Origin of the sequence: Vibrio sp. Sgm 5 (genome assembly GCF_026241575.1) — a bacterium.
In the GTDB taxonomy this organism is placed as follows: Bacteria; Pseudomonadota; Gammaproteobacteria; order Enterobacterales; family Vibrionaceae; genus Vibrio; species Vibrio jasicida.
This window is the reverse complement of record NZ_JAPHPY010000016.1, coordinates 78,753-98,278: the sequence shown is the minus strand read 5'-3', so window position 1 is coordinate 98,278 and position 19,526 is coordinate 78,753. Positions and strand designations below refer to the sequence as shown.

Here is a 19,526-nt window from a genome sequence, read left to right as displayed (position 1 = left end):
CTGAAACTCAGTATATTGCTTAATAACTGAACAACTTTGGGCTGCCATGTCTTCCAACCGAATTAAGCAACAAAGCCTCAGTTGTTAAGAATATTCCTACAATCCTTTAATTCTGGAGGGAAAGCAAATGAAGAAAGCTCTAATTTGCGTAGCGCTAACTTTGCCTGCATTTCACGTGTTCTCTGCGCCAACAGACATCAATTCGCTTGAACGTATCGACTACGGAAACTATCAGTTTTATCAACCATACATTGAAACGGTACACACGGTAGATTTGATTGCACCGCCACCAACAGAAGGCAGCAAACAAGATATCGAAGATAAGCGTGTGAGTGCTATCGACTTTTCAGTTGATGACCCAGCGAGAATGGCTCAAGCGACACAAGACGCGCGTATTACTCCAGAATACTTTGCCAAGATTTATGGTGATGTATTGGGCGTGAAGATTACTAAGGAAGACACCCCAGCGATGTATACCGTTTTAGGGCGCAGCATTGCTTCTTTTGGTCTTGCGACATCAGACTCTAAAAAGCACTACAACAAAGCGCGTCCATTTGCGGTAAACGGCTTACCTTCTTGTACACCTTATGCCGAAGACTACCTATCTAAAGATGGATCATACCCTTCTGGTCATACAGCATCAGGCTACGGGGTTTCACTCGTTGCGGCAGCAATTGCGCCGAACAATGCAAAAGCACTGACAGAGCGAGGTGCGGACTATGGTTACAGCCGAGTCGTTTGTAACGCACACTGGATGAGTGATGTAGAAGCAGGGCAAAAAGTGGCGCACATCGTGTTTGATAAGCTAAAGGCAGATAAACAATTTGCTGAGGACTTACAAGCTGCGCAGCAAGAGTACGTTGCGCTAACCCAATAACGATAAATTGACACAGCTACAGGCGGCCACAGTGCCGCCTTTTTCATTTTTAGCTCTTGCTATATATAGACTTCAAAAAACGGCTGAAATCATTTCTTGACCTTAAGTTAGCTTGAGGTTTTATCTTCATAACCTCAAACAACAACCCACCCAAATTGGTAAGAAACCAATCGGAAAAGGAACTTCTATGAATCTAAATCAAGTGCTGTTAACCGTTAAAGACATCAAGTCATCTATCAAGTTTTATCAAAAGCTGGGGTTCAACTTGATTGTTGAAACAGAAAACTATGCGCGCTTTGAGTGCCTTGAAGGAGATGCCACTTTTTCACTTTGTCTCGGTGATCCAGAATCAAAAAGCAACAGCGTGGTCTATTTTGAACACGAAGATCTTGATGCGTTAGTCGAAAGTTTAAAGAGGAAAGGCATCGAGTTTGTTCAAGAACCTACAGACAAAGACTATCTGTGGAGGGAAGCAATGCTTAACGACCCATCAGGTAATGAGCTAAAGCTGTATTGGGCTGGAGAGAACCGAAAGAATCCGCCTTGGCGAGTTGCTAACAATTAAGCTCTCTAAGCAAAGTAGCAGAGGTGAGCGATTAGAGCGTGCTCACCTTAAAAAGTGCTTATGTTACTGATTGGTTGTTACCAATTCACATGTATGCTCGACAACTACTTATCTACATCACCGATAACGCCTTCATGAGACAGGTCGCCAGATAACTCTGCTTGGATCTCTGCAAGGCTTTCTTCTTCAGCCGCGACGACTTTTCCTGTTAGAGCATCAACCTCAACTTCATAAGCTTTGTCACCTTTCTTAACGAAGACATCCCATTGCGTATCTGGTTCATCATGGCGAATGCCAAGCACTTCAACATCTAAAGCGCCGAGTGCGGATTTAATGGCTTCTTCTTGGCTAATGATTTTCGCGTCCGACGCGGCGTAACTTGGAAGGCTCAATACACCAAATGCGGTCAAGGCCGAACATAAGATTAACTTTTTCATTGGTTTCTCCTTAAGCTCTCATCTCACCAGAGAGAATTCTTTCGTTGGCGTCTCCATAGTGTAGGTGGTGACGTAAAAGAAATGTGAATATGCTTTTTGAGCGGTATTAATCCTAAAACACGCGCTTTTGTTACGTCGGGGGCTTGGTGTAAAAAGGGGCGGTCGATTCTGGAAACGTGGGGCGCTAGGGCTATACAAGTTTTTCACATTTCTATTGGTAGTTTGGCGAGAGTTAAAACCATGATGGATTGAAGTCGCCGTATGAACAGAAATTTGATGCTCAACTTTGGCATTGTATTCGTTGCTTTACTTATCCCTTACTCGGTGCTGCAAATAGGCACGCCGACACTAGAGTGGCCAATGTTTTGGCAGGTGCGCACTTATTTGGTCAACTACAGCGGTATCGTATCAATGATCTTGATGTCGTTGTGCGTGATTCTATCTGTGAAGCATTGGTCGTTGGAACGCTGGTTAGGCGGATTAGATAAGCAATATCGTTTGCACAAATACTTAGGGATCTCGGCAGTATTTTCAGCTCTGTTCCACTGGGGAGCATTTCTAAGCGATGATTTCGCGATGGATTTTGGTTACGTCGAGCCAAAGAACGAAACCTTTCCGTTTTGGAAGCTGATTGATGCCTTGGGTGATCAGGCGCAGTTGATTGGTGAATATGGCTTCTATCTGTCGGCTGCTTTTGTTTTGATTGCGTGGGTTAAGAAGTTCAAACACAACGTCTTTCAGCTCACTCATAAAGTCTTTCCATATCTTTACCTGCTTTTAATGCTGCACATGGTGATGTTCTTTGATGCAAGCCTATGGTTAACCGTTACCGGAGCTATCCTTCTGTTGGTCAGCGGTTTAGCAACGGTAGGATGCTTGATTACTATCTTAGGTTTGAATGGTAAGAAGAAACGATATCCCGCCAAGGTTAGTAGTATCAAATCAATCAACGGCGGAATTGAAGTGGTGCTTAAAGTACTTGAGCCTCAGTTTAAGTATCAGCCGGGTCAGTTTGCATTCATCGGATTTGACGATGAAGAACGACCGCATCCATTTAGTTTGGCGTCAGCTCATAACGAAAACGGCCAAGTACGATTACTAATCAAAGCTAATGGTGATTACACGTGTTCATTAATGGATACGCTTGAAGTCGGACAATCGGCTCAGATAGAAGGCCCATACGGATGTTTCAATTTCCAAGATGATACAGAACAACAAATTTGGTTTGCAGCAGGTATCGGCATCGCTCCATTTTTAACCGCTATTGAAGCGATAGGTAGAGCAAAGTCCGTAACGCTTTTCTACAGCTATCGAGAAGAAGACAAGGTGCTTCTGGATGAACTACAACGCAGAGCAAAGGAAGCGGGCATAAAGCTATACACGAGAGACACAAGTGAAAAAGGGCGTTTCACCAACACGGAGGTCATTGAGCACATACTAAGCCTGGAGCGCAGCAGTGTGTGGTTTTGTGGGCCTTCCGAATTGGGTAAGACGCTTGAGAAAGCATTTATTAATGTCGGTCTACCAGCCAAGTCATTCCATCGAGAGTTGTTTGAGTTTAGATAGAAACAACTGAAATCCGCGCTAATAACCAATAAGGCGAACCAAATGGCTCGCCTTATTTTGTTTTTGCTGCAAGGGCTTAGAAGATCGCCTGTTTTTTATCTTTGATATAGAAATAGACGCTGATAGCGATGAACAAGAACGTGAAGTAGTAGAAGAACGAAGACAGCGATGCGATAAAGTCGATGTGTTGTTCTATCTGTGCTTCGGTGTAGTTTTGCGAGAGCAGTTTGTAGTAATAGGCATAGAGCATACCGATTAAGCCGTAGCCCAAGTTGAACATCAAACCTTTGAAGCTTAATACTGTCGCTCGGTTGTGAGATTCTGTTTTCTTGTTCAAGTGATAGCTGATGAAAATGTTCATCGTCATGATAATAAAGATCAGAATCAGCGCAGGAATCACCCCGTATATTGACCAGCCTAAGCTTATCCAATAGTAGGTCGCCATCGTTGCGATGCCCATGACTAAAATGAACGTCTTTGGTGCCATACTCTCTGCTAAACGACGGCTTTGGCCAGCTAAGATAATCTGCAAGAGGCTAATGCCAGCGCCGATCAAACCAAAGTAGATGATTGGAATATCAATCGCACGGTAGTACTGACTGTTCATGGTCAAAAACATTCGTGAAGTGTGCTCGAACAAACTGTAGTAGAGCAGAATGAACAGCACATAAGGCGTAGACAATACCCATTTGGCGGTGTTGAGTGTGAGCTTCATGCTGGCCATGGTTGAAGCCAACTTGCTTTCGCTGCTTGGTATTACCTTTTTTTCTTCTCTCATGCTGAATGCGGCGTAGATGGCGATCAACGCAACAAACAAAGTCGCGTAAACAGGGATGCGCATGATGTCTTGTGTGGTTTCTGGCTTGTCGAATCCAAGGAACTGATACAAGTTGGCCATAAAGTTCACGTCGTACATGGCAGCACCCACAAGTGTGACCACAATACCCACGCTAGACGCAATACGAAGTTGAATCTGCAACACTCTCGGCCACAGTTCTTCCTTCCCTTGTTCTTTCAATGTGTCGTAAGCCAGCGCTTCATCCGCGCCACTTGCTAACGCCATCGCTAAGCCACTCAGAACTCGGTTAATCAAAAACACAACGAAAACAAAAGTGGGATTCCCCGTAGGGACAAAGGCGATCATTGCGATTTCGATGAACATGACGATAGATGACAGCACCACCAGTCGTTTTCGCCCCAAGGTATCAGCAAAAGCGCCGGAAGGGACTTCCGCAAGTACAATCGTCGCAGCCCAAACAACATTGAGCATGGCGAATTGAGACAGCGTTAATCCGTAATCCAAATAGAGCAGGGTGAATACGGGGTAATAGAAGCGCGCAAAGTAACTGCTTCGGAACATGAGGAAGCAGCGAACGTTACGGATTTTGAGGATTTCTTTCAGCGTCATGAAACATTCAGCAATATGAATAACATAACGTTATGTATAAACCTTTTTTAGATTGATGGGAAAGGTTTGTGCGTTGAAATCGCGAGATTTTCTGAATAGTCGCTATTCCTTAGTTAACGACTTAACGCGTCACCCAGTGGACGAAAGTACGCTTGAAGCGCTTCATATATCGCGTTTCTGTGTGCGATATCTGGGTAGAGAGGAAGGGTGTCCGCCTTTGTAGTGCCAGAAACGAGGTATGCGTTTTCTATACCAGAACAAGACTCCACAACGGCTTCAAATGCTCGTGCCATCATCTCGGTGGGTTGCGAAAAGTAGCTTGAACCCATCGCTTGGTCTGCTCTTACACTTCGGGATACATAGTCGTGTCTATCTTGTCCGTCTGGCGTGAGCAATGTGGCGTCAAAAATCTTCAGTAATCGCTCGTTGAGTGGATGCGGAAAATGATCGGCATTTTTTAGCCAGCAATCACTCGCAAATAAGATTTGGCGTTGAGGCCCCGAACGATCTCCAATGTCGAAAGCTTTCTCGGCAATGTAATGATCGAACGCATGCCAAAACTCATGAGCAAGCGCACCTGCACCGGCATTCTTTGCTAAGGCTAATTCACGTTGATTTGGTGCGTAATGTGCTTGAATCCCTTTGCGGCCACCAGTACCAAAAGCAAGGCTCAAATTACCACGAAGTCCAATCGCCGAAGGCGGTAGCGCAAGGATGTACGCTAAGTCTGCGAGAGAATCGAATATTAAGTTTGCCGCGAGATCTTTTTCTTCTTTGTTCACCCACTTACCAATACGAATTCCGCCGATGCCAAATGTTTCTTTGATGTCGACAAACGACACCTGGTCGCCATGGCGATAATCAGGGCCTTTACGCGTTTTGTATTTAAAACTGGTTAACTGCAAGACATGCCTCGAAGTGGTGCTGAAGGAGTGGAAACTTATACTCAAAACATAAGACGTCAGATTATACCGCAATAGAAGGCAGAGTCGGAGATTTCGTCATATCTCGTTTTACGTAGGCTCGCGAACTTGTCCAATCCATCTACACTAAAACTAACACTCGTTTTATTCGCTTTGATTTTCAATAGCTTTGATGTGATTCCGCCAAATGGATTCGAGTCATCGAAATACGGATATTTTATGTGGCAAACATTTCTGGTTTTTAAGCATGATTGGGAGATTTCGCCGTGGACCCGTTAACGCAAGGGTTGGTTGGGGCGTCATTGTCTCTATCAGTGAGCAAAAAACAACACTTGGTGGCGGCAGGTGTCCTTGGAATGCTTGCTGGTATGGCACCAGATTTGGACATATTGATTCGCTCTTCCAATGATCCGCTGCTGTTTTTGCAATATCACCGACAGTTCACCCATTCATTGCTGTTTATTCCTATTGGCAGCTTGCTCTGCGCTTTGGTTTTCTATCCGCTTTTTGCTAAAAGGCTTGGTTTATCGTTTACGCAAAGCTGGTGGTATTGTGCGCTCGGCTATGCCACACACGGTTTATTGGATGCTTGCACCAGTTACGGAACTCAGCTTTTGTGGCCGTTTACCAACGAACGGTATGCGTGGAATACCGTTTCTGTTATTGATCCTGCCTTCACGCTTCCTGTTTTAATAGGCGTCGTGTTTGTTTTGCTGAAACGTAACCCTTGGTATGCACGAATCGCGATAGTTTGGGCGTTTGCTTATCTTACGTTCGGCATGATTCAAAGAGACAGGGCAGAACAAGCAGGATGGGAGCTTGCACAAGCAAGGCAACATGCTCCAGTGCGCTTAGAGGCCAAACCTACGTTCGCGAATAGTTTGGTTTGGAAAGTCATCTACGAAGCCGAGGGCCGTTATTACGTGGATGCCATAAGAGTAGGGGCTGCGACAAAAATCTATACTGGAGAATCGGTTGCCAAACTGGACATCGGGAAAGACTTCCCTTGGTTAAGCTCAACATCGCAGCAGGCCTTAGATATTGAGCGATTTCGTTGGTTCTCTAATGGCTTTGTCGCGCGTGACCCAGACGATGGAAGGCGCATTATAGACGTGCGTTACTCAATGGTTCCAAACCAAATAAAAGCCTTGTGGGGCATTGAGCTTTCACCATCTGCTGATGAAAACACCCATGTGGCCTACACGACACATCGAGATACTTCGCAAGAATCAAGACAAGCATTTATCGATATGCTGAAAGGCAATGACTGAGGGTGACTCTGCGTCATTAAGCGCACTGAAAGTCTTTAATCAATGTTGGCTTTTTAGAGAAGAAAAGTTTGCTAAACAAGGATTTGTATTCCCAGCCAAGAGACAGCAGTCTTTTGGCTAGGTTCTTGTTTTCAATGATGGCAACTTCAACACCTTGATAGTGATACGGGTTGTTTCTTACGTAGTTGATAAACGCGGTTAAAACCCCTTGGCCACGTACCGAAGGATCAAAGTTGATCGACACAATGGAAAAGCGCTGACTCCCCACAGGACAACGGACAAAGCAGTAACCCAACGGGTGAGTAATGGTTTCTGAAAACTCAGGGAAAGGACGAGATTCAAAGTCCTTAGATAACTCATCGTATTGGTTACAGAGGTAATGAAAGAGTTGTTTCGCGTCGTTGTTCATAATGGTGTTGCTTTGTATTACTGGGTTTCACGGTAATTGTAACCACAGACCGCACCACAAAATGCGGTGAACTTTTTCCAAATTGATTTCCTCTTTTCGAAAGTAATGTAATTTCAAATGAAGATTCATGATTTCTATATGGAATAGAGCAAACCGAATTTGCTACTCTGAAATTGAAAGAGTTAGAAAGCAAAATAGTAAGAAGAGACAGTAATAGATAGAAGCAAAGGCCACGGCTTGATGGAACTAAATATGACGAAAGGTACGGCACCCATCCTTTATTCTTTGCACAATTGCCCCTACGCGATTCGTGCAAGATTTGCGTTGCTCAAAGCCCAGCAATACGTGTTTATTCGTTCTATCAAGCTCGATAACAAGCCATCAGAAATGCTAGAGGTATCACCGAAAGGCAGTGTGCCTGTACTAGTAATTCCCAACCGTTCTCAAATAGAGACTCCACAGCAAAAACAGATACTTGAAGAAAGCTTAGACATTATGGTTTGGGCGCTTTCTGAGTGTGACCCGAATGATCTTTTGGAAAGCGAACATCCAGAAGCATTGTCCAAGATGCTCGAAGTGATTGGAGAGTTTGAATCGCACTTTGTACCCGCGATGAACGCTTTTGGATGTGCGAAGCGTTACCATGAAGATAATGCAGATGAACTGCGTAAAAAGTGTGAAAGGGAACTCATCACGCTTGAGTCTCTTTTAACGCAGCACTCCTTTTTGTTCTCAGAGCGAGAAAGCTTGGTCGATATTGCTATTCTGCCTTTCATCCGTAAGTACGCCCGCATCGATAAACAGTGGTTTAGACAAAGCCCTTACCCAAAGTTAAAAGCGTGGCTGAATGGTTATATTCAAAGTCCTCAGTTCTCCAAAGTGATGAAAAACTATGACTTGTGGTTAGACGCTCGTGAGGATCAATACTTTGGCAATTAAGCGCTGCTCTTAAGGCTATTTGGGCGGAATCATCTAGTGCATCTTCACTTTTGCAATATTAGCTTACTGCCTCATCCATTGACGATCACATCTACGACGCGCATTCTTTTACGTTCACTCAGGGTCAAGGCTCTTATTTTGCAAACAACTCGATAGCTGCGTTTAGTGCGCAGTGCTTGAACTTAAAAGGTAGCGCGTATGAACAAGATTGTTATGTTGGTGATGGGGCTGCTTTTTACCAGTCGTTTGTTTGCAAGTATTGTCCCTCACGCAAGCCAACTTGAACACGATGCGCCCATTCTTCTTCGTTCTGTGTTGCTAGTCGGTGTCGCAGGCTTCCTGATCTGGAAAGTGGTTCAGTACTTTCAAAAAAGCAAATCCTCAGAGTAACGCGCTGCTACTAGGTTTTATCTGCACATCCAAACAAATAAAAAGTGGTAATTGAAATCACAGCCCTTAGAATGCGCAAACTAAAAGTTAATAACTGATGTAGAGTGATTTTATGCTTCGTGATTACACATTCGATTGTCTTGTGACTATGCCGCGCCATGAACTGGAAGAGTTTAGTGCTCGCATGATCAGTAAAATGGTGCCAGAAGATGTGATGAACGAGCTGTTTACCTTCGACCAAGAAGAAGTAGACAGTGAAGACCGCATGTTGTCAGCGCGCCTAGATGCGATGTTACGCATGACCGCAATCGCACTAAGTGAAATTCAGCAAGCGTTTGATGATTCTGACAACGCGAAGCAAAACAGCGAGCGTATGACGCGTCTTGTGCTTTGGCACTTCTACGCAATTTCATTCCGTCTAGAAGAAGCCATCACACTTGAAACGCACTGTGAGCAAGTGGAAAAGCTGCTACAAAACACACCGACAGACGTATTCGCATGGGTGAAGACGTTAACAGAGCTTCTACACACGTACGCGGAAATCAACGCGAAGGAAAACCCAGAAGACTAAGTCTAACTCGGGATCAAAAGTACAGCATGAAAGGCGAGCCAACTGGTTCGCCTTTTTCGTTTTTATCCGAGATGGTTGTTACGTGTTTTAAGCTCAAAGTGACAGCAATAGAACACCCAAGTTGTGAGTTGACGCATTGCCATAACGTTTTACTTGGTTAATCTCGCATCCCACCCAAATAACCACATATACTAGGGGGTAGTATTATATGCTGGAGGGGAGTATAGTTTTTAAAAACATAACTCACTGGGAAGTGTCACTGTATGAAAGACGTAAAGGGTGTTTTTCGTAACCTAGAAAAAATGCTGCAAAATGCGAATTGGTTTGAAGATGGTTGGGAAATTTATAATCGAGGAGAGTACCTGCAGCTGTATAAGCAAAACTGGTTCAACGAAAACCAAGGTGGTGTGCATTTCGAAACGTATATCGAAGGGCCTCAAGTGAAGCAAAAAGCCTTTCCGATTTGTATGCATGCGGAAGAAGACTGCTCATCTCAAGCTGAATTTGTACGTCAATTCAAAGAGCTAGAAGGGAGCCGTATTGCTGGTTGGAAAGGGTATAAAACACTGGATAACAGCTATGGCATTTGCCAGCGAACCCTGCCGCTCAACTTTAAAAACCTAGAACAACGTTTGTTCGAAGAGTTCAACCGACTGCGTGCGCTAGAAGCAAGCATCGACAAAGTACTGGATAGGTTATAAATGAAAAAGCAGAAAAGCCCTTGTATTGATGTATGTGATTTCTCCCATAGCAAAGGGTGGTGCGCTGGGTGCGGAAGAACGCGAGAAGAATGTCAGACTTGGAAGTCGATGAAGCCTTACGCCATCAATGCGCTCAAAAAAGATCTGCAGAAGAGAATGTCTCAAATGAAAGCTCAGTAAAACCGGGCTTTATTTAATGTATGAGTCGATAACTTTAATCACCACGTCCATATCTGCTTCTCGTTGTTCTTTGTTTTCTTCTAGAACAAGGTGCTCATGTAAATGGCCTTTGATGACTTCTTTCATCAAACCGTTTACCGCGCCTCGAATCGCGGCGATCTGCTGCAACACGTCCTGGCACTCTTGCTCTTCATCCAACATCTTCTTAAGACCATTAACCTGACCTTGTATCTTGCTGACTCGGGCCGTTAGCTTTTTCTTATCTTTGGCTGTATGTGACATAGCATCTGTACTCAATGTAATTGGCAGAAGAGAGAAGTTAGTCGGTAATGTAGCACCGAATTTATACTGGGGGGTAGTGTTTATACTAACGGGGAGTATATTTGCGATGAATTGTTTAAAAATAAAACCCGCTAAATTCAGCGGGCTTTATGGAAGGTTACTCTAGGTGCTTAAACTGCAACGCAACAAGGCGCTGATAGAGTTCACAGCTTTGCATTAGCGACTGGTGGTTGCCAAGGTCAATCAACTCGCCGCCGTCTAACACCGCAATTTTATCGGCGTGTTGGATGGTTGAAAGACGGTGAGCAATGATCAGTGTGGTACGGTCTTTCATCAATGCTTCAAGTGCTTGTTGAACATGATGTTCACTTTCACTGTCCAGCGCGCTGGTGGCCTCATCAAGCAAAAGGATTTTTGGATCTTTCAGAATTGCACGAGCAATCGCGATACGCTGTTTTTGACCGCCAGACAATCTCACGCCACGTTCACCCAAAAAGCTATGGTAACCGTCCGGTAGCTTCTCAATAAACTCATGCGCGTGTGCTTTCTTCGCCGCCTCAATCACTTGCTCGTCAGTAGCGTCTGGATTGCCGTAACGAATGTTGTGGAATACATCGTGACTAAACAAAGCGGGTTGCTGTGGAACCAATGCCATTTGACGGCGAAGATCATTCGGTTCGAACTGTCGAATGTCTTCTCCACCAAACAATACTTGGCCTTGTTGCGGGTCGTAGAAGCGTTGCAGCAATTCGAATAAGGTCGTTTTACCAGCGCCAGAAGGGCCAACTAAAGCCAACACCTTACCTTTCTCGGCGGTCAGGTTTAACCCTTTGACAGCGGGTTGGTCGGGGCGAGAAGGGTAGTTGAAGTTCACTGAATCAAACGTCACTTCCGCTGGCATGTCATCGGTAATAGGAAGGTGATTGCTTGGTGCGCTGATGTCGCTTTCCACTTGAAGGAGCTCAACCAGCCTTTCTGTTGCACCAGCGGCTCTTTGCAGTTCCCCCATGACTTCGGAAATCGTTGCCATGGAAGACGCAACCATGATGGCGTAGAACACAAATGCCGCTAGATCGCCGGCTGACATCTTGCCGTGAATCACATCGCTGCCGCCAACCCAAAGCATGCCAGCAATGGCGCTAAATACAATTACGATAACGCCAGAAATCAGAATCGCGCGCTGTTTTACTCGCTGTCTACCCACCTCGTAAGCTTTTTCTACTTCGACTGCAAACGCCGCACGTTCATGTTGCTCTGAGCTAAAGCTTTGAACCGTTTTGATGTGCTCAATCGCTTCGCCTGCGTAGCTGCCGACATCGGCCATGGTGTCTTGGCTTTGGCGTGATAGGGCACGTACTCGTCTTCCATAAACCAAAATCGGAACCAATACGAATGGAACAGAAGCCAGCACAATCAAAGTGAGTTTAAAGTTTGTTGCGAACAACATGATGATCGCACCAATACACATAAGCGCGCTGCGCATCGCCATAGAAAACGACGAACCAATAATGCTTTGCAGCAACGTCGTATCTGTGGTGAGACGAGACATAATATCGCCGCTACTATTGGTCTCAAAATAACTAGGATGCAGCGTAATCACATGGTTAAACACCGCAAGACGAATGTCCGCGCTGACGCGTTCGCCCACAGAAGAAACCAGATAGAAACGGAAGAAAGTCCCCACTGCGATGCACAGTGTCACACCGACGATAAATTGAATCGCATTGGTGAGTTCTTGCAGTGATTGCTGAGCAAAGCCTTGGTCTATAAGAATGCGTACGCCGTAACCGACGGATAGCGTCAGGCTAGCTGTTGCGATGAGGGCAACTAAAGCCGCAGCAACGCGCCATTTATAAGGTGAAACGAAGGTGTTGAGTTTAAGAAGAATGCTGAGATTTTTATTATTTTTACTGCTCATGAGTGGCTCACAAAGCGTTATAGGTACTTGGCATAGTAAGCGACTTTGGTACGTGAAACCAGTGGTGAGTCAGATTCGATAAGAGAGAAATTCTTTGGCGGAGGCATTCAACCGATGAAACCTAATTTCTCACTTTTTATTATTGGCATATGCTAATTACAGGGCATAAAGTGACAGCCTAAGTAGATAAAGGAATTCACCATGTCAGTTGCTCGCCAAGTCTAACGCTTCTTTTCTTTGTTCTCTTTATTCATTCTGTTTTGTTCCACAGACAATCTCAATCGCAGAGGTACTTATGTCTATTCACGCTCCTAAAAACCACCAACATTGCGCAGTCTGCTGCCAGCCATTTTTCAACGCGCACGATACGATTCAATTTACGGCAATGCCGAGTGGTGGCGTGCAGGGGAAAATCGTGCCGACAGAAAAGGTTCAAGGCTATCAAGGCGTAATGCAAGGCGGTGCCATCAGCGCGCTGCACGATACTGCCATGACACACTGCCTTTTCGCACAAGATATCTGCGCAATGACGGCTAAGCTGGAGGTGCGCTTTATCAAACCTATCCCTCTCAATAGTTCTATCCGAGTGGAAGCGCATTGCATCAAGAGTAAGCGAGGTATGTATTTGCTAGAAAGCGAAATCTACGTTGGTGAGCTGTGTTACTCAAAGGCAGAAGCCAAGTTTATGCAGCAGAGTGTTGGCGTCTAATATTGATAACTTTTTGAGTAGAACAGTCAACGACGAGATGAGTTTAAAAGGTGCGGCCGTAACGAAGGGATAGGGAGGTGAGTCAACCTATTTGGTCAACTCACACTCTTTACTTGTGTGGCAGTGAGTGAAGAACCTAAACAGCGATGAAGTTAATCCACATACGCCACAGAGCTTGGTTCTTTATAAATGCAGTCTACTTTTGTCACACTGCCACTCGAGTCTTGATATTGAGCATAGACGACCCATAGGCCGTTGGTTCGCGCGCCCATAACCGTAACCCGAGTATTTTCACCATAAGTTGTATTGTCCGTGCCAGACCCTCTGCCAAAAGAGACTTGGAACTCCTTCTGGACAGCACGTTGTACTTCCATGCCGTTAAAGTCCCCCTTTGGTTGAACATGCAAAAACTCAAGCCCGCCTCCTTTTCCTTTACGGATTGCAAAGGTACAGCCGGTCAATTGAGTGGTTACCAAGTAGTCAGCAGCATCATAGTGGGTGACTTTAGAAATGGAGTCGGGTTTAAGTTGTTCAAAAGGAGAAACGGGGATATGAATACATTGAAGTGCTTTCGCGTTTTTAACTAACGATTTTGGGCCAAGGCGGAAACGCATCTCCTTCATCTTAACCCCTGATTTATCCCGAAAGCGGTATCGCCATGGCTATACAAGTAAAACCTCATAGCACCTTTCGTTTGGCCTGCGCTGGTAATGGATAGTGGGAAGTGAAGTAAAAACTCCTCTAAATCTCGGTCTAAAACCTGAACAGCCTGATCTAACGTTTGTGGCATAACACAGTCCTTTGTTGTTATTTATAGATTGCGTGAAATCTTATTGATTATAGTTCACAGGCATAAGCATATATGAACATATCGAATCCAATGAAATTTCTTCTTCTTTCATCGGTAGAACATGATATTGCTCGTAAGCAGGCACTGGTTATGTTGATGAAGCGGTCCGTTAGCAAAAAGACAATGTCGTTTCGCCATTTAAAAACAGAAAGGTGAACCAAACCGTTCACCTTCATACTTTTATTGGTTGCTGATCCAACCTTAATCGATCATCGAGCTTAACGTAGTACTCAACTCTGGGGCTTGTTAGCGGTTTTTATTTGCTCGAAAAGCTCTTCGGCCTCCGCCGTCAACAATGAGTAGGTACGTATGTCGCCTCGTCTTTGCGCTTGCATCGCTTGTTCAAGCAGCATTGAGTGGCGCTTTTTTAGTTTCTTGACGGAATTGTTTTTGAAGAAAGAAAACATAAATAAATCCTTTACTTAGAACCTTCCTTTATTACGCGTTTTGTCTGCATTTGGTTCAAACCATAAACACCGTACTATTGTTTTGTTGCGTCTTTCTTTGTTTTAATCTGCCGCCAAAGATGACAGTTTTTGACTGTTCTATGAGAGGGCTCTTGGGACAATTTAGACTTACTTTGCCGATATGATTGCACTGTGGATCTCGACTAACGTCCCTGAACTGGCGAAATACAGCCTGACTTCGGGCTTGTTCTGGCTAATCGTATTGCTGGATGCAGTTGGCTGCAGGTCAATAATTCAACCTCGCAATTCAATCTAACGATGCCTACAGAAAAGTCCGGCATAGAAGCAACCATGCCGGACTTTTTGTATTCACCTTTTAAGCTTCATGTGCTTGGCGTTGCAGGTGTTCGATAAATACTGGTATCTTTTTCGCTAAATGCTTCCTCGACGCATAAAACGCATACAGCACCAAATCTTCCGGTGTGTATTCCAATTCAATCACTTCCAAGCAGCCTGAATTTAAATCCTCTCGGCAAAACTCAGCAGGCAGAATCGCAAAGCCCAACCCAGCCAAGGCAGCGGACTTGGCAAGTTGTCCGCTGTTTACCTTAAATGAAGACTTCACTCTTTGAGTTATCAGCTCTCCCTCTGGACTTTTGAAAACCCAGGGTGTTCCTTTTAAGGCGGTAAAGCTGCTCACGCACGGAACGTGCCTCAAATCTGTGATTTGGTAAGGTTTTTGGCACGCTTTCAACAGGTTAGGTGAGGCGACGACAACACTCGGCCAGCGCTTAATCTCTTTGGCGAACCAGTTGCTGTCTTCCAACTTCCCACGATGAAAGCTTAAGATGACGTCAAACCCATCTAGTAAGTCTTCTTTTGGGCTCAAGTTTGTTTCGCAGTTCAATGAAATTGAAGGGTGTTGAACACAAAAAGAGACGACTGCCTTTGCTAGCTCTGGAGAATCTGGCATCAGAACGTTGAGCTGGCCCATGACCGTTCTGGAATGTTGAGTTACGTCTTGAAGCGCATCATTCAGTGTGTCCAGTAGCGGCTGTGTACGTAAATAAAGGTGTTCACCAGCGTCTGTCGCGCAAATTCTTCGGGTTGTTCTATCAAACAATCGCACATCAAGTTGTTCTTCCAGTAAAGCAATATGCCGACTGACATTTGATGTGGGTAGTGACAAAAACTCAGCAGCTCTCTTAAAGCTATTGTTCTCATAGACGCAGTGGAAACTCTTTAGCCATTGTGGATCAATTTTATCGAGCATCTTAGTTAATCCCATTTTGTTGGATTATAAAGCCTATAAATCACACTTTATTACTGAGAATAGGTTTATACAATGCTTGCTAGCTTGATTTTTGGATAAAGGTTCCCCCTATGAGTTGGTTAGAAAAGCTATTAGATAACAAGAGCATCATCAGTACGCGGAAAGTGTCAATTCCAGAAGGGGTATGGACCAAGTGTCCGTCTTGCGATCAAGTATTATATCGGCTTGCCCTCAAGGAGAACTTAGAAGTTTGCCCGAAATGCCAACATCATATGCGGATGTCTGCGCGGCATCGTTTGGATAGCTTCTTGGATAAAGGAAAGCGGATAGAGATCGGCAGTGAATATGAGCCAAAAGATCTGCTCAATTTTAAGGATAAAAAGCGCTACAAAGAACGTATTGTACTCGCTCAAAAGAATACCGGAGAGAAAGATGCGTTGATCGCGATGAAAGGTGAGCTACTCGGTTTACCCATTGTCGCCTGTGCATTCGAGTTTTCTTTTATGGCGGGGTCGATGGGGTCAGTCGTAGGTGCTCGTTTTGTTGATGCCGTCGATACGGCAATAGAAAATAATTGTGCATTAATTTGTTTTTCAGCTTGTGGTGGCGCTCGTATGCAAGAGTCCTTAATGGCGTTAATGCAGATGGCAAAAACCAGCGCAGCATTGGCGCGTCTATCCCACGTACGCTTACCTTATATTTCGGTATTGACCGATCAAACGTTCGGTGGTGTCTCTGCAAGTTTAGCTATGCTGGGGGACATCAATATCGGTGAGCCAGAAGCAAGGATCGGGTTTGCTGGACGCCGTGTGATTGAACAAACCGTACGAGAAAATCTACCGGATGGCTTTCAACAAAGTGAGTTCCTTTTGGAGCATGGCGCTTTAGACATGATTGTCGAGAGAAGTGATATGCGAAGGAGGATAGGTGGGTTAATAGCAAAACTGACCAATAAAAATATTCAACCTGAAGAGGAGTAAGTTTCTGTAGCGTATTTCGTCAGCGAAAGGCCAAGACAAAGACTTTTCGCCAATCTATAACTGGGTTTCTTTTCGTGTTTACGGTGAGCTTGATCTTTGTTCTGCATAAATCATTCTTGAGCTGAATCTATGCCCAGTCGGAGGTTCCGCACGGAGGCATACGCAGAAAATACATCGCGAAAATGCAGTTTACGCCTCCGTATTAACAAGTTACATTGTTGAAGCTTTGATTCAAAGGACAGAACAATGAGTACCCACCTAAAACAGCTTTGTCATACCCATCTCCCTGGTAATAAAGAAGACTCCCCAGCCGAACACTTTGCGAAGATGGCAAAGTGGTGCGAAGAAAACAACGTCAATCACGATGTCTACGGCGAGGGAGAGACGATTCAAGCGTTCGAGCAAAAGGTTGCCGATCTGCTGGGTTACGAGGCAGGGCTTTTTGTTGTAACAGGGACGATGACACAGCCAACAGTGCTCGAAATTGTCACAAGACAAAAGCGTAATCCTATTGTCGCCATGCACGCATCTAGCCATATTCCAGTGCATGAAAAACAAGGTTATCAGCTTCAACATCGCTTTAATATTCTGCCAGTAGGGAACCCTTACCAAACATGGAAGCTTGAAGATCTCACTGCGTGGCCGGATGAAATCGCAGCCGTTCTTTATGAACTCCCGATGCGTGAAATTGGTGGTCAGCTACCTTCATGGCAAGAACTGGAAGAAATCAAAGCGTACTGCGCCGAAAATGACATTCATCTCCACATGGATGGAGCAAGACTATGGGAAACCGCAGCGTACTATCAGAAAGAATACCGTGAGATCGCCGCTGGTTTTGATACGACCTATGTTTCACTCTACAAAGGCATCAACGGCATGGGCGGGTCTATGCTGCTGGGCTCAAAGTCGTTCATTGAACTGGCTTCAATGTGGATGAAGCGGCAAGGCGGCAACCTGTATCACAGAACACCTTATGTGGTGTCTGCGGCAATGCAGTTTGATGAAAGGTTGTCACAAATGCCGGCTCTGTTTGAGCGAACAAAACAGCTCTACAAAATCATTGAAGAGTTCCCGTCTTTAGCGGTAAGACCAACTCAGCCTCAAGCAAACATGTTGCACCTCATCCTGCCGTTTAGCTGTGAAGAGTTGAAAGAACTCCAACACAGTTTTGCCACGGAAAAGGGCATTTGGTTTGGTAACCCGCAAGTCACGGTACATCCAAATCAATCCATTGTTGAATGGTATGTTGGCGACTACCTGCTCAACCTTGATGATGATGAATTAAGGTCATTTTTCAATCAGTTACTCGGTAATAAGGCATAAACTTATCAATATGCGAGCTTATTAACACGTCACTGGCGTTACTTCATGTATTCTGAGGTCAAGCGAACAAGAGGATTTTATCAATGTCAAAAAGCTCCAAGCTTCACAATGAAGATAAACTGGTTAAAAAGGCACTAGAGATTGCCGGAAAGATGGCAAAGATGCAGGGCTTTGACCTTCCTCAGTCACCACAACCAGTAAGAGTAAAAGCGGTTTACCTGTTCTTGGTTGATGCTAAACAGATCACGCCACTACCGGATAGCAAATTAGATGGCGCAAACATTAAACACAGACTGGCACTTTGGATTCACAGTGCGTTGCCAGACAACGACCCTCTAAAATAGAAAACCTGAAGAAATGACAACGATTATTAATTAACAAGGCGAGCCAAATGGTTCGCCTTGTTTGATCTTGGCAAGTGCACCAGGTCTTTTTGCGTGGCGGTATCATTGATTTACAAAACAGAATTAAAAGGACTAAAGATAAATCCCGAGAAGCGCTACAATGCATCCGTTGCGAGATTGCAACCAAGATTACTCATTTACAGAAGCATTGAAGTAACCATACATGTCTAAAGATTTCGAATTCACTACAGAATACACACTCGACAAACCTTTCTTTGCCGAGTGTTATGATCAAACTAGCCAACCAGTTAAGTTCCCACATGCGTATTTGAAAGGGATCTTGTTTCTTATTTTTGGTGTGGTCCTATTGGAGTTTGAACTGCTACCTAACGGTTATGTGGGTTGGTTCTTTATCGTATTGAGTGTGATTGAAGCATTCAGTGTGTACTGCAAGCGAACGTGGTGGTTATGGCGCCAAACCATCAGCTCAAGCCGTGGCAGCAAAGTGGTGTTTGAAGTGAATGTAGACGGAGTGCGCTACAAAAGCGGTAAAATCGATCGCAGCCTCGCGTGGAATGAAATCGACCAACTCGAACAAACCGATTTGGGCTTTATCCTTCATCTTGGTAAACAACGCCAATACATCAGCAAATCTTGCTTAAACGAAGAAGTGATTGCGTTTATGGTAGAACAGCACGCAACATCGAAAGCGAGCTAACTAATCCTTAATGACAAGAGAGGCGAGCCAATGGGTTCGCCTTTTTTGATCTTGGAGTCTGATGTTTATTGGTTAACTCTAATTCAGAGTCATAATCTGAACCACACCACTCGGCGTTTTTGGCCGCGTAATCCCAGCGAGACTAGGAATCTGCCTAAGCGTACTGCAGAGTTAGTATTTAACATGGAATTTCGATTCGAGTAGCGGGAATCGACCCGATTCATCAGTTTGAAAGGAGGCGTAGTACGGTTTTTTAAGAGCGATTGGCCATTAAATCTATTTAATATCAATTATTTAAAGTTGTTTTCCAACTGAAACCCAAAACCAATTGACACCGTAAAACCTACATTTGGGCTTCAAATTCGTATTGATAAATCGCGGCCCGATTTGGTTAGAAAATTTCATCTAAAAAGTGCTTAATAAAAGTCCTATTTAGCAGCATTATGTCAATGTCACCAGTTAACTCATGAGGTGATGAAATTACC

At 44.5% G+C, this 19,526-nt stretch carries 23 protein-coding genes; 14 read left to right on the top strand and 9 right to left on the bottom strand.

All coding sequences use genetic code 11. The features are described from left to right. Positions 1-127 precede the first annotated feature (127 nt). Together OQJ86_RS11365 and OQJ86_RS11360 are read left to right on the top strand one after the other, a co-directional pair. A complete protein-coding gene (locus tag OQJ86_RS11365) occupies positions 128-877 on the top strand; it encodes an acid phosphatase (RefSeq protein WP_265987795.1) in 750 nt (249 codons plus the stop codon). Positions 878-1,064: 187 nt separating this feature from the next. Next, on the top strand, positions 1,065-1,442 hold the full coding sequence (locus tag OQJ86_RS11360; RefSeq protein ID WP_265987794.1) for a VOC family protein: 378 nt from the start codon (positions 1,065-1,067) through the stop codon (positions 1,440-1,442). A 104-nt stretch (positions 1,443-1,546) separates the two neighbouring features. Here OQJ86_RS11360 and OQJ86_RS11355 read toward each other — a convergent pair whose 3' ends face one another. Beyond that, the gene (locus tag OQJ86_RS11355; RefSeq protein ID WP_038871068.1) at positions 1,547-1,879 is read right to left on the bottom strand and encodes a PepSY domain-containing protein; all 333 of its coding nucleotides are present in this window, start codon (positions 1,877-1,879) and stop codon (positions 1,547-1,549) included. A gap of 261 nt (positions 1,880-2,140) precedes the next feature. On the opposite strand from OQJ86_RS11355, the gene OQJ86_RS11350 reads away from it, so the two are divergent. Then, complete coding sequence (locus OQJ86_RS11350) at positions 2,141-3,445, top strand: ferric reductase-like transmembrane domain-containing protein (protein ID WP_265987793.1); 1,305 nt, start codon at positions 2,141-2,143, stop codon at positions 3,443-3,445. Between the two features lie 76 nt (positions 3,446-3,521). Here OQJ86_RS11350 and OQJ86_RS11345 read toward each other — a convergent pair whose 3' ends face one another. Both OQJ86_RS11345 and OQJ86_RS11340 read right to left on the bottom strand, forming a co-directional pair. Next, entirely contained in the window at positions 3,522-4,853 is a 1,332-nt protein-coding gene (locus OQJ86_RS11345) for an MFS transporter (protein ID WP_265987792.1), read from the bottom strand. Between the two features lie 113 nt (positions 4,854-4,966). Continuing rightward, positions 4,967-5,758, bottom strand: coding sequence for a CLCA_X family protein (locus tag OQJ86_RS11340; protein WP_265987791.1), 792 nt, complete (start codon positions 5,756-5,758; stop codon positions 4,967-4,969). Positions 5,759-6,042: 284 nt separating this feature from the next. Between OQJ86_RS11340 and OQJ86_RS11335 the strand changes: the two genes are divergently transcribed. Continuing rightward, positions 6,043-7,047 carry a metal-dependent hydrolase gene (locus tag OQJ86_RS11335; protein ID WP_265987790.1) on the top strand — a complete coding sequence of 335 codons (1,005 nt, stop codon included), beginning with the start codon at positions 6,043-6,045 and terminating at the stop codon, positions 7,045-7,047. Between the two features lie 16 nt (positions 7,048-7,063). On the opposite strand, the gene OQJ86_RS11330 is transcribed toward OQJ86_RS11335, so the two are convergent. Then, positions 7,064-7,456 carry a hypothetical protein gene (locus OQJ86_RS11330; RefSeq protein WP_265987789.1) on the bottom strand — a complete coding sequence of 131 codons (393 nt, stop codon included), beginning with the start codon at positions 7,454-7,456 and terminating at the stop codon, positions 7,064-7,066. 252 nt (positions 7,457-7,708) lie between these two features. Here OQJ86_RS11330 and OQJ86_RS11325 point away from each other — a divergent pair, with 252 nt between their 5' ends. From OQJ86_RS11325 to OQJ86_RS11305, 5 genes are all read left to right on the top strand, one after another. Next, complete coding sequence (locus tag OQJ86_RS11325) at positions 7,709-8,395, top strand: glutathione S-transferase (RefSeq protein WP_265987788.1); 687 nt, start codon at positions 7,709-7,711, stop codon at positions 8,393-8,395. Positions 8,396-8,593: 198 nt separating this feature from the next. Then, positions 8,594-8,785, top strand: coding sequence for a hypothetical protein (locus tag OQJ86_RS11320; protein WP_009704524.1), 192 nt, complete (start codon positions 8,594-8,596; stop codon positions 8,783-8,785). Positions 8,786-8,897: 112 nt separating this feature from the next. Beyond that, on the top strand, positions 8,898-9,356 hold the full coding sequence (locus OQJ86_RS11315; RefSeq protein WP_038871050.1) for a hypothetical protein: 459 nt from the start codon (positions 8,898-8,900) through the stop codon (positions 9,354-9,356). A gap of 263 nt (positions 9,357-9,619) precedes the next feature. Next, the gene (locus tag OQJ86_RS11310) at positions 9,620-10,057 is read left to right on the top strand and encodes a hypothetical protein (protein ID WP_265987787.1); all 438 of its coding nucleotides are present in this window, start codon (positions 9,620-9,622) and stop codon (positions 10,055-10,057) included. Beyond that, the gene (locus OQJ86_RS11305) at positions 10,058-10,237 is read left to right on the top strand and encodes a DUF1289 domain-containing protein (RefSeq protein ID WP_038871045.1); all 180 of its coding nucleotides are present in this window, start codon (positions 10,058-10,060) and stop codon (positions 10,235-10,237) included. 9 nt (positions 10,238-10,246) lie between these two features. Here the strand turns inward: OQJ86_RS11305 and rcnR are convergent, their stop codons facing one another. Further along, positions 10,247-10,519, bottom strand: coding sequence for a Ni(II)/Co(II)-binding transcriptional repressor RcnR (rcnR, locus tag OQJ86_RS11300; protein ID WP_061009191.1), 273 nt, complete (start codon positions 10,517-10,519; stop codon positions 10,247-10,249). 157 nt (positions 10,520-10,676) lie between these two features. Continuing rightward, positions 10,677-12,437, bottom strand: coding sequence for an ABC transporter ATP-binding protein/permease (locus OQJ86_RS11295; RefSeq protein ID WP_265987785.1), 1,761 nt, complete (start codon positions 12,435-12,437; stop codon positions 10,677-10,679). Between the two features lie 295 nt (positions 12,438-12,732). Here OQJ86_RS11295 and OQJ86_RS11290 point away from each other — a divergent pair, with 295 nt between their 5' ends. Beyond that, positions 12,733-13,146, top strand: a complete 414-nt coding sequence (locus OQJ86_RS11290) for a PaaI family thioesterase (protein WP_265987784.1) — start codon at positions 12,733-12,735, stop codon at positions 13,144-13,146. Between the two features lie 152 nt (positions 13,147-13,298). On the opposite strand, the gene OQJ86_RS11285 is transcribed toward OQJ86_RS11290, so the two are convergent. The 3 genes from OQJ86_RS11285 to OQJ86_RS11275 all read right to left on the bottom strand — a co-directional run bounded on the left by OQJ86_RS11285 (position 13,299) and on the right by OQJ86_RS11275 (position 15,676). Beyond that, positions 13,299-13,769 (bottom strand): hypothetical protein, encoded by a 471-nt coding sequence (locus OQJ86_RS11285; protein WP_265987783.1) that lies wholly within the window; start codon positions 13,767-13,769, stop codon positions 13,299-13,301. A gap of 457 nt (positions 13,770-14,226) precedes the next feature. Then, positions 14,227-14,403: a DUF6435 family protein gene (locus OQJ86_RS11280; protein WP_237302982.1), complete on the bottom strand. Its 177-nt coding sequence runs from the start codon at positions 14,401-14,403 to the stop codon at positions 14,227-14,229. A 376-nt stretch (positions 14,404-14,779) separates the two neighbouring features. After that, positions 14,780-15,676, bottom strand: coding sequence for a LysR family transcriptional regulator (locus tag OQJ86_RS11275; protein ID WP_265987782.1), 897 nt, complete (start codon positions 15,674-15,676; stop codon positions 14,780-14,782). Positions 15,677-15,786: 110 nt separating this feature from the next. Here OQJ86_RS11275 and accD point away from each other — a divergent pair, with 110 nt between their 5' ends. The 4 genes from accD to OQJ86_RS11255 all read left to right on the top strand — a co-directional run bounded on the left by accD (position 15,787) and on the right by OQJ86_RS11255 (position 19,041). Beyond that, positions 15,787-16,656 carry an acetyl-CoA carboxylase, carboxyltransferase subunit beta gene (accD, locus tag OQJ86_RS11270; protein ID WP_265987781.1) on the top strand — a complete coding sequence of 290 codons (870 nt, stop codon included), beginning with the start codon at positions 15,787-15,789 and terminating at the stop codon, positions 16,654-16,656. 246 nt (positions 16,657-16,902) lie between these two features. Then, the gene (locus OQJ86_RS11265) at positions 16,903-17,979 is read left to right on the top strand and encodes a threonine aldolase family protein (RefSeq protein ID WP_265987780.1); all 1,077 of its coding nucleotides are present in this window, start codon (positions 16,903-16,905) and stop codon (positions 17,977-17,979) included. A gap of 83 nt (positions 17,980-18,062) precedes the next feature. Further along, positions 18,063-18,323, top strand: a complete 261-nt coding sequence (locus OQJ86_RS11260; RefSeq protein WP_265987779.1) for a DUF5062 family protein — start codon at positions 18,063-18,065, stop codon at positions 18,321-18,323. Positions 18,324-18,546: 223 nt separating this feature from the next. Further along, on the top strand, positions 18,547-19,041 hold the full coding sequence (locus tag OQJ86_RS11255) for a YcxB family protein (protein WP_265987778.1): 495 nt from the start codon (positions 18,547-18,549) through the stop codon (positions 19,039-19,041). Positions 19,042-19,526 lie beyond the last annotated feature (485 nt).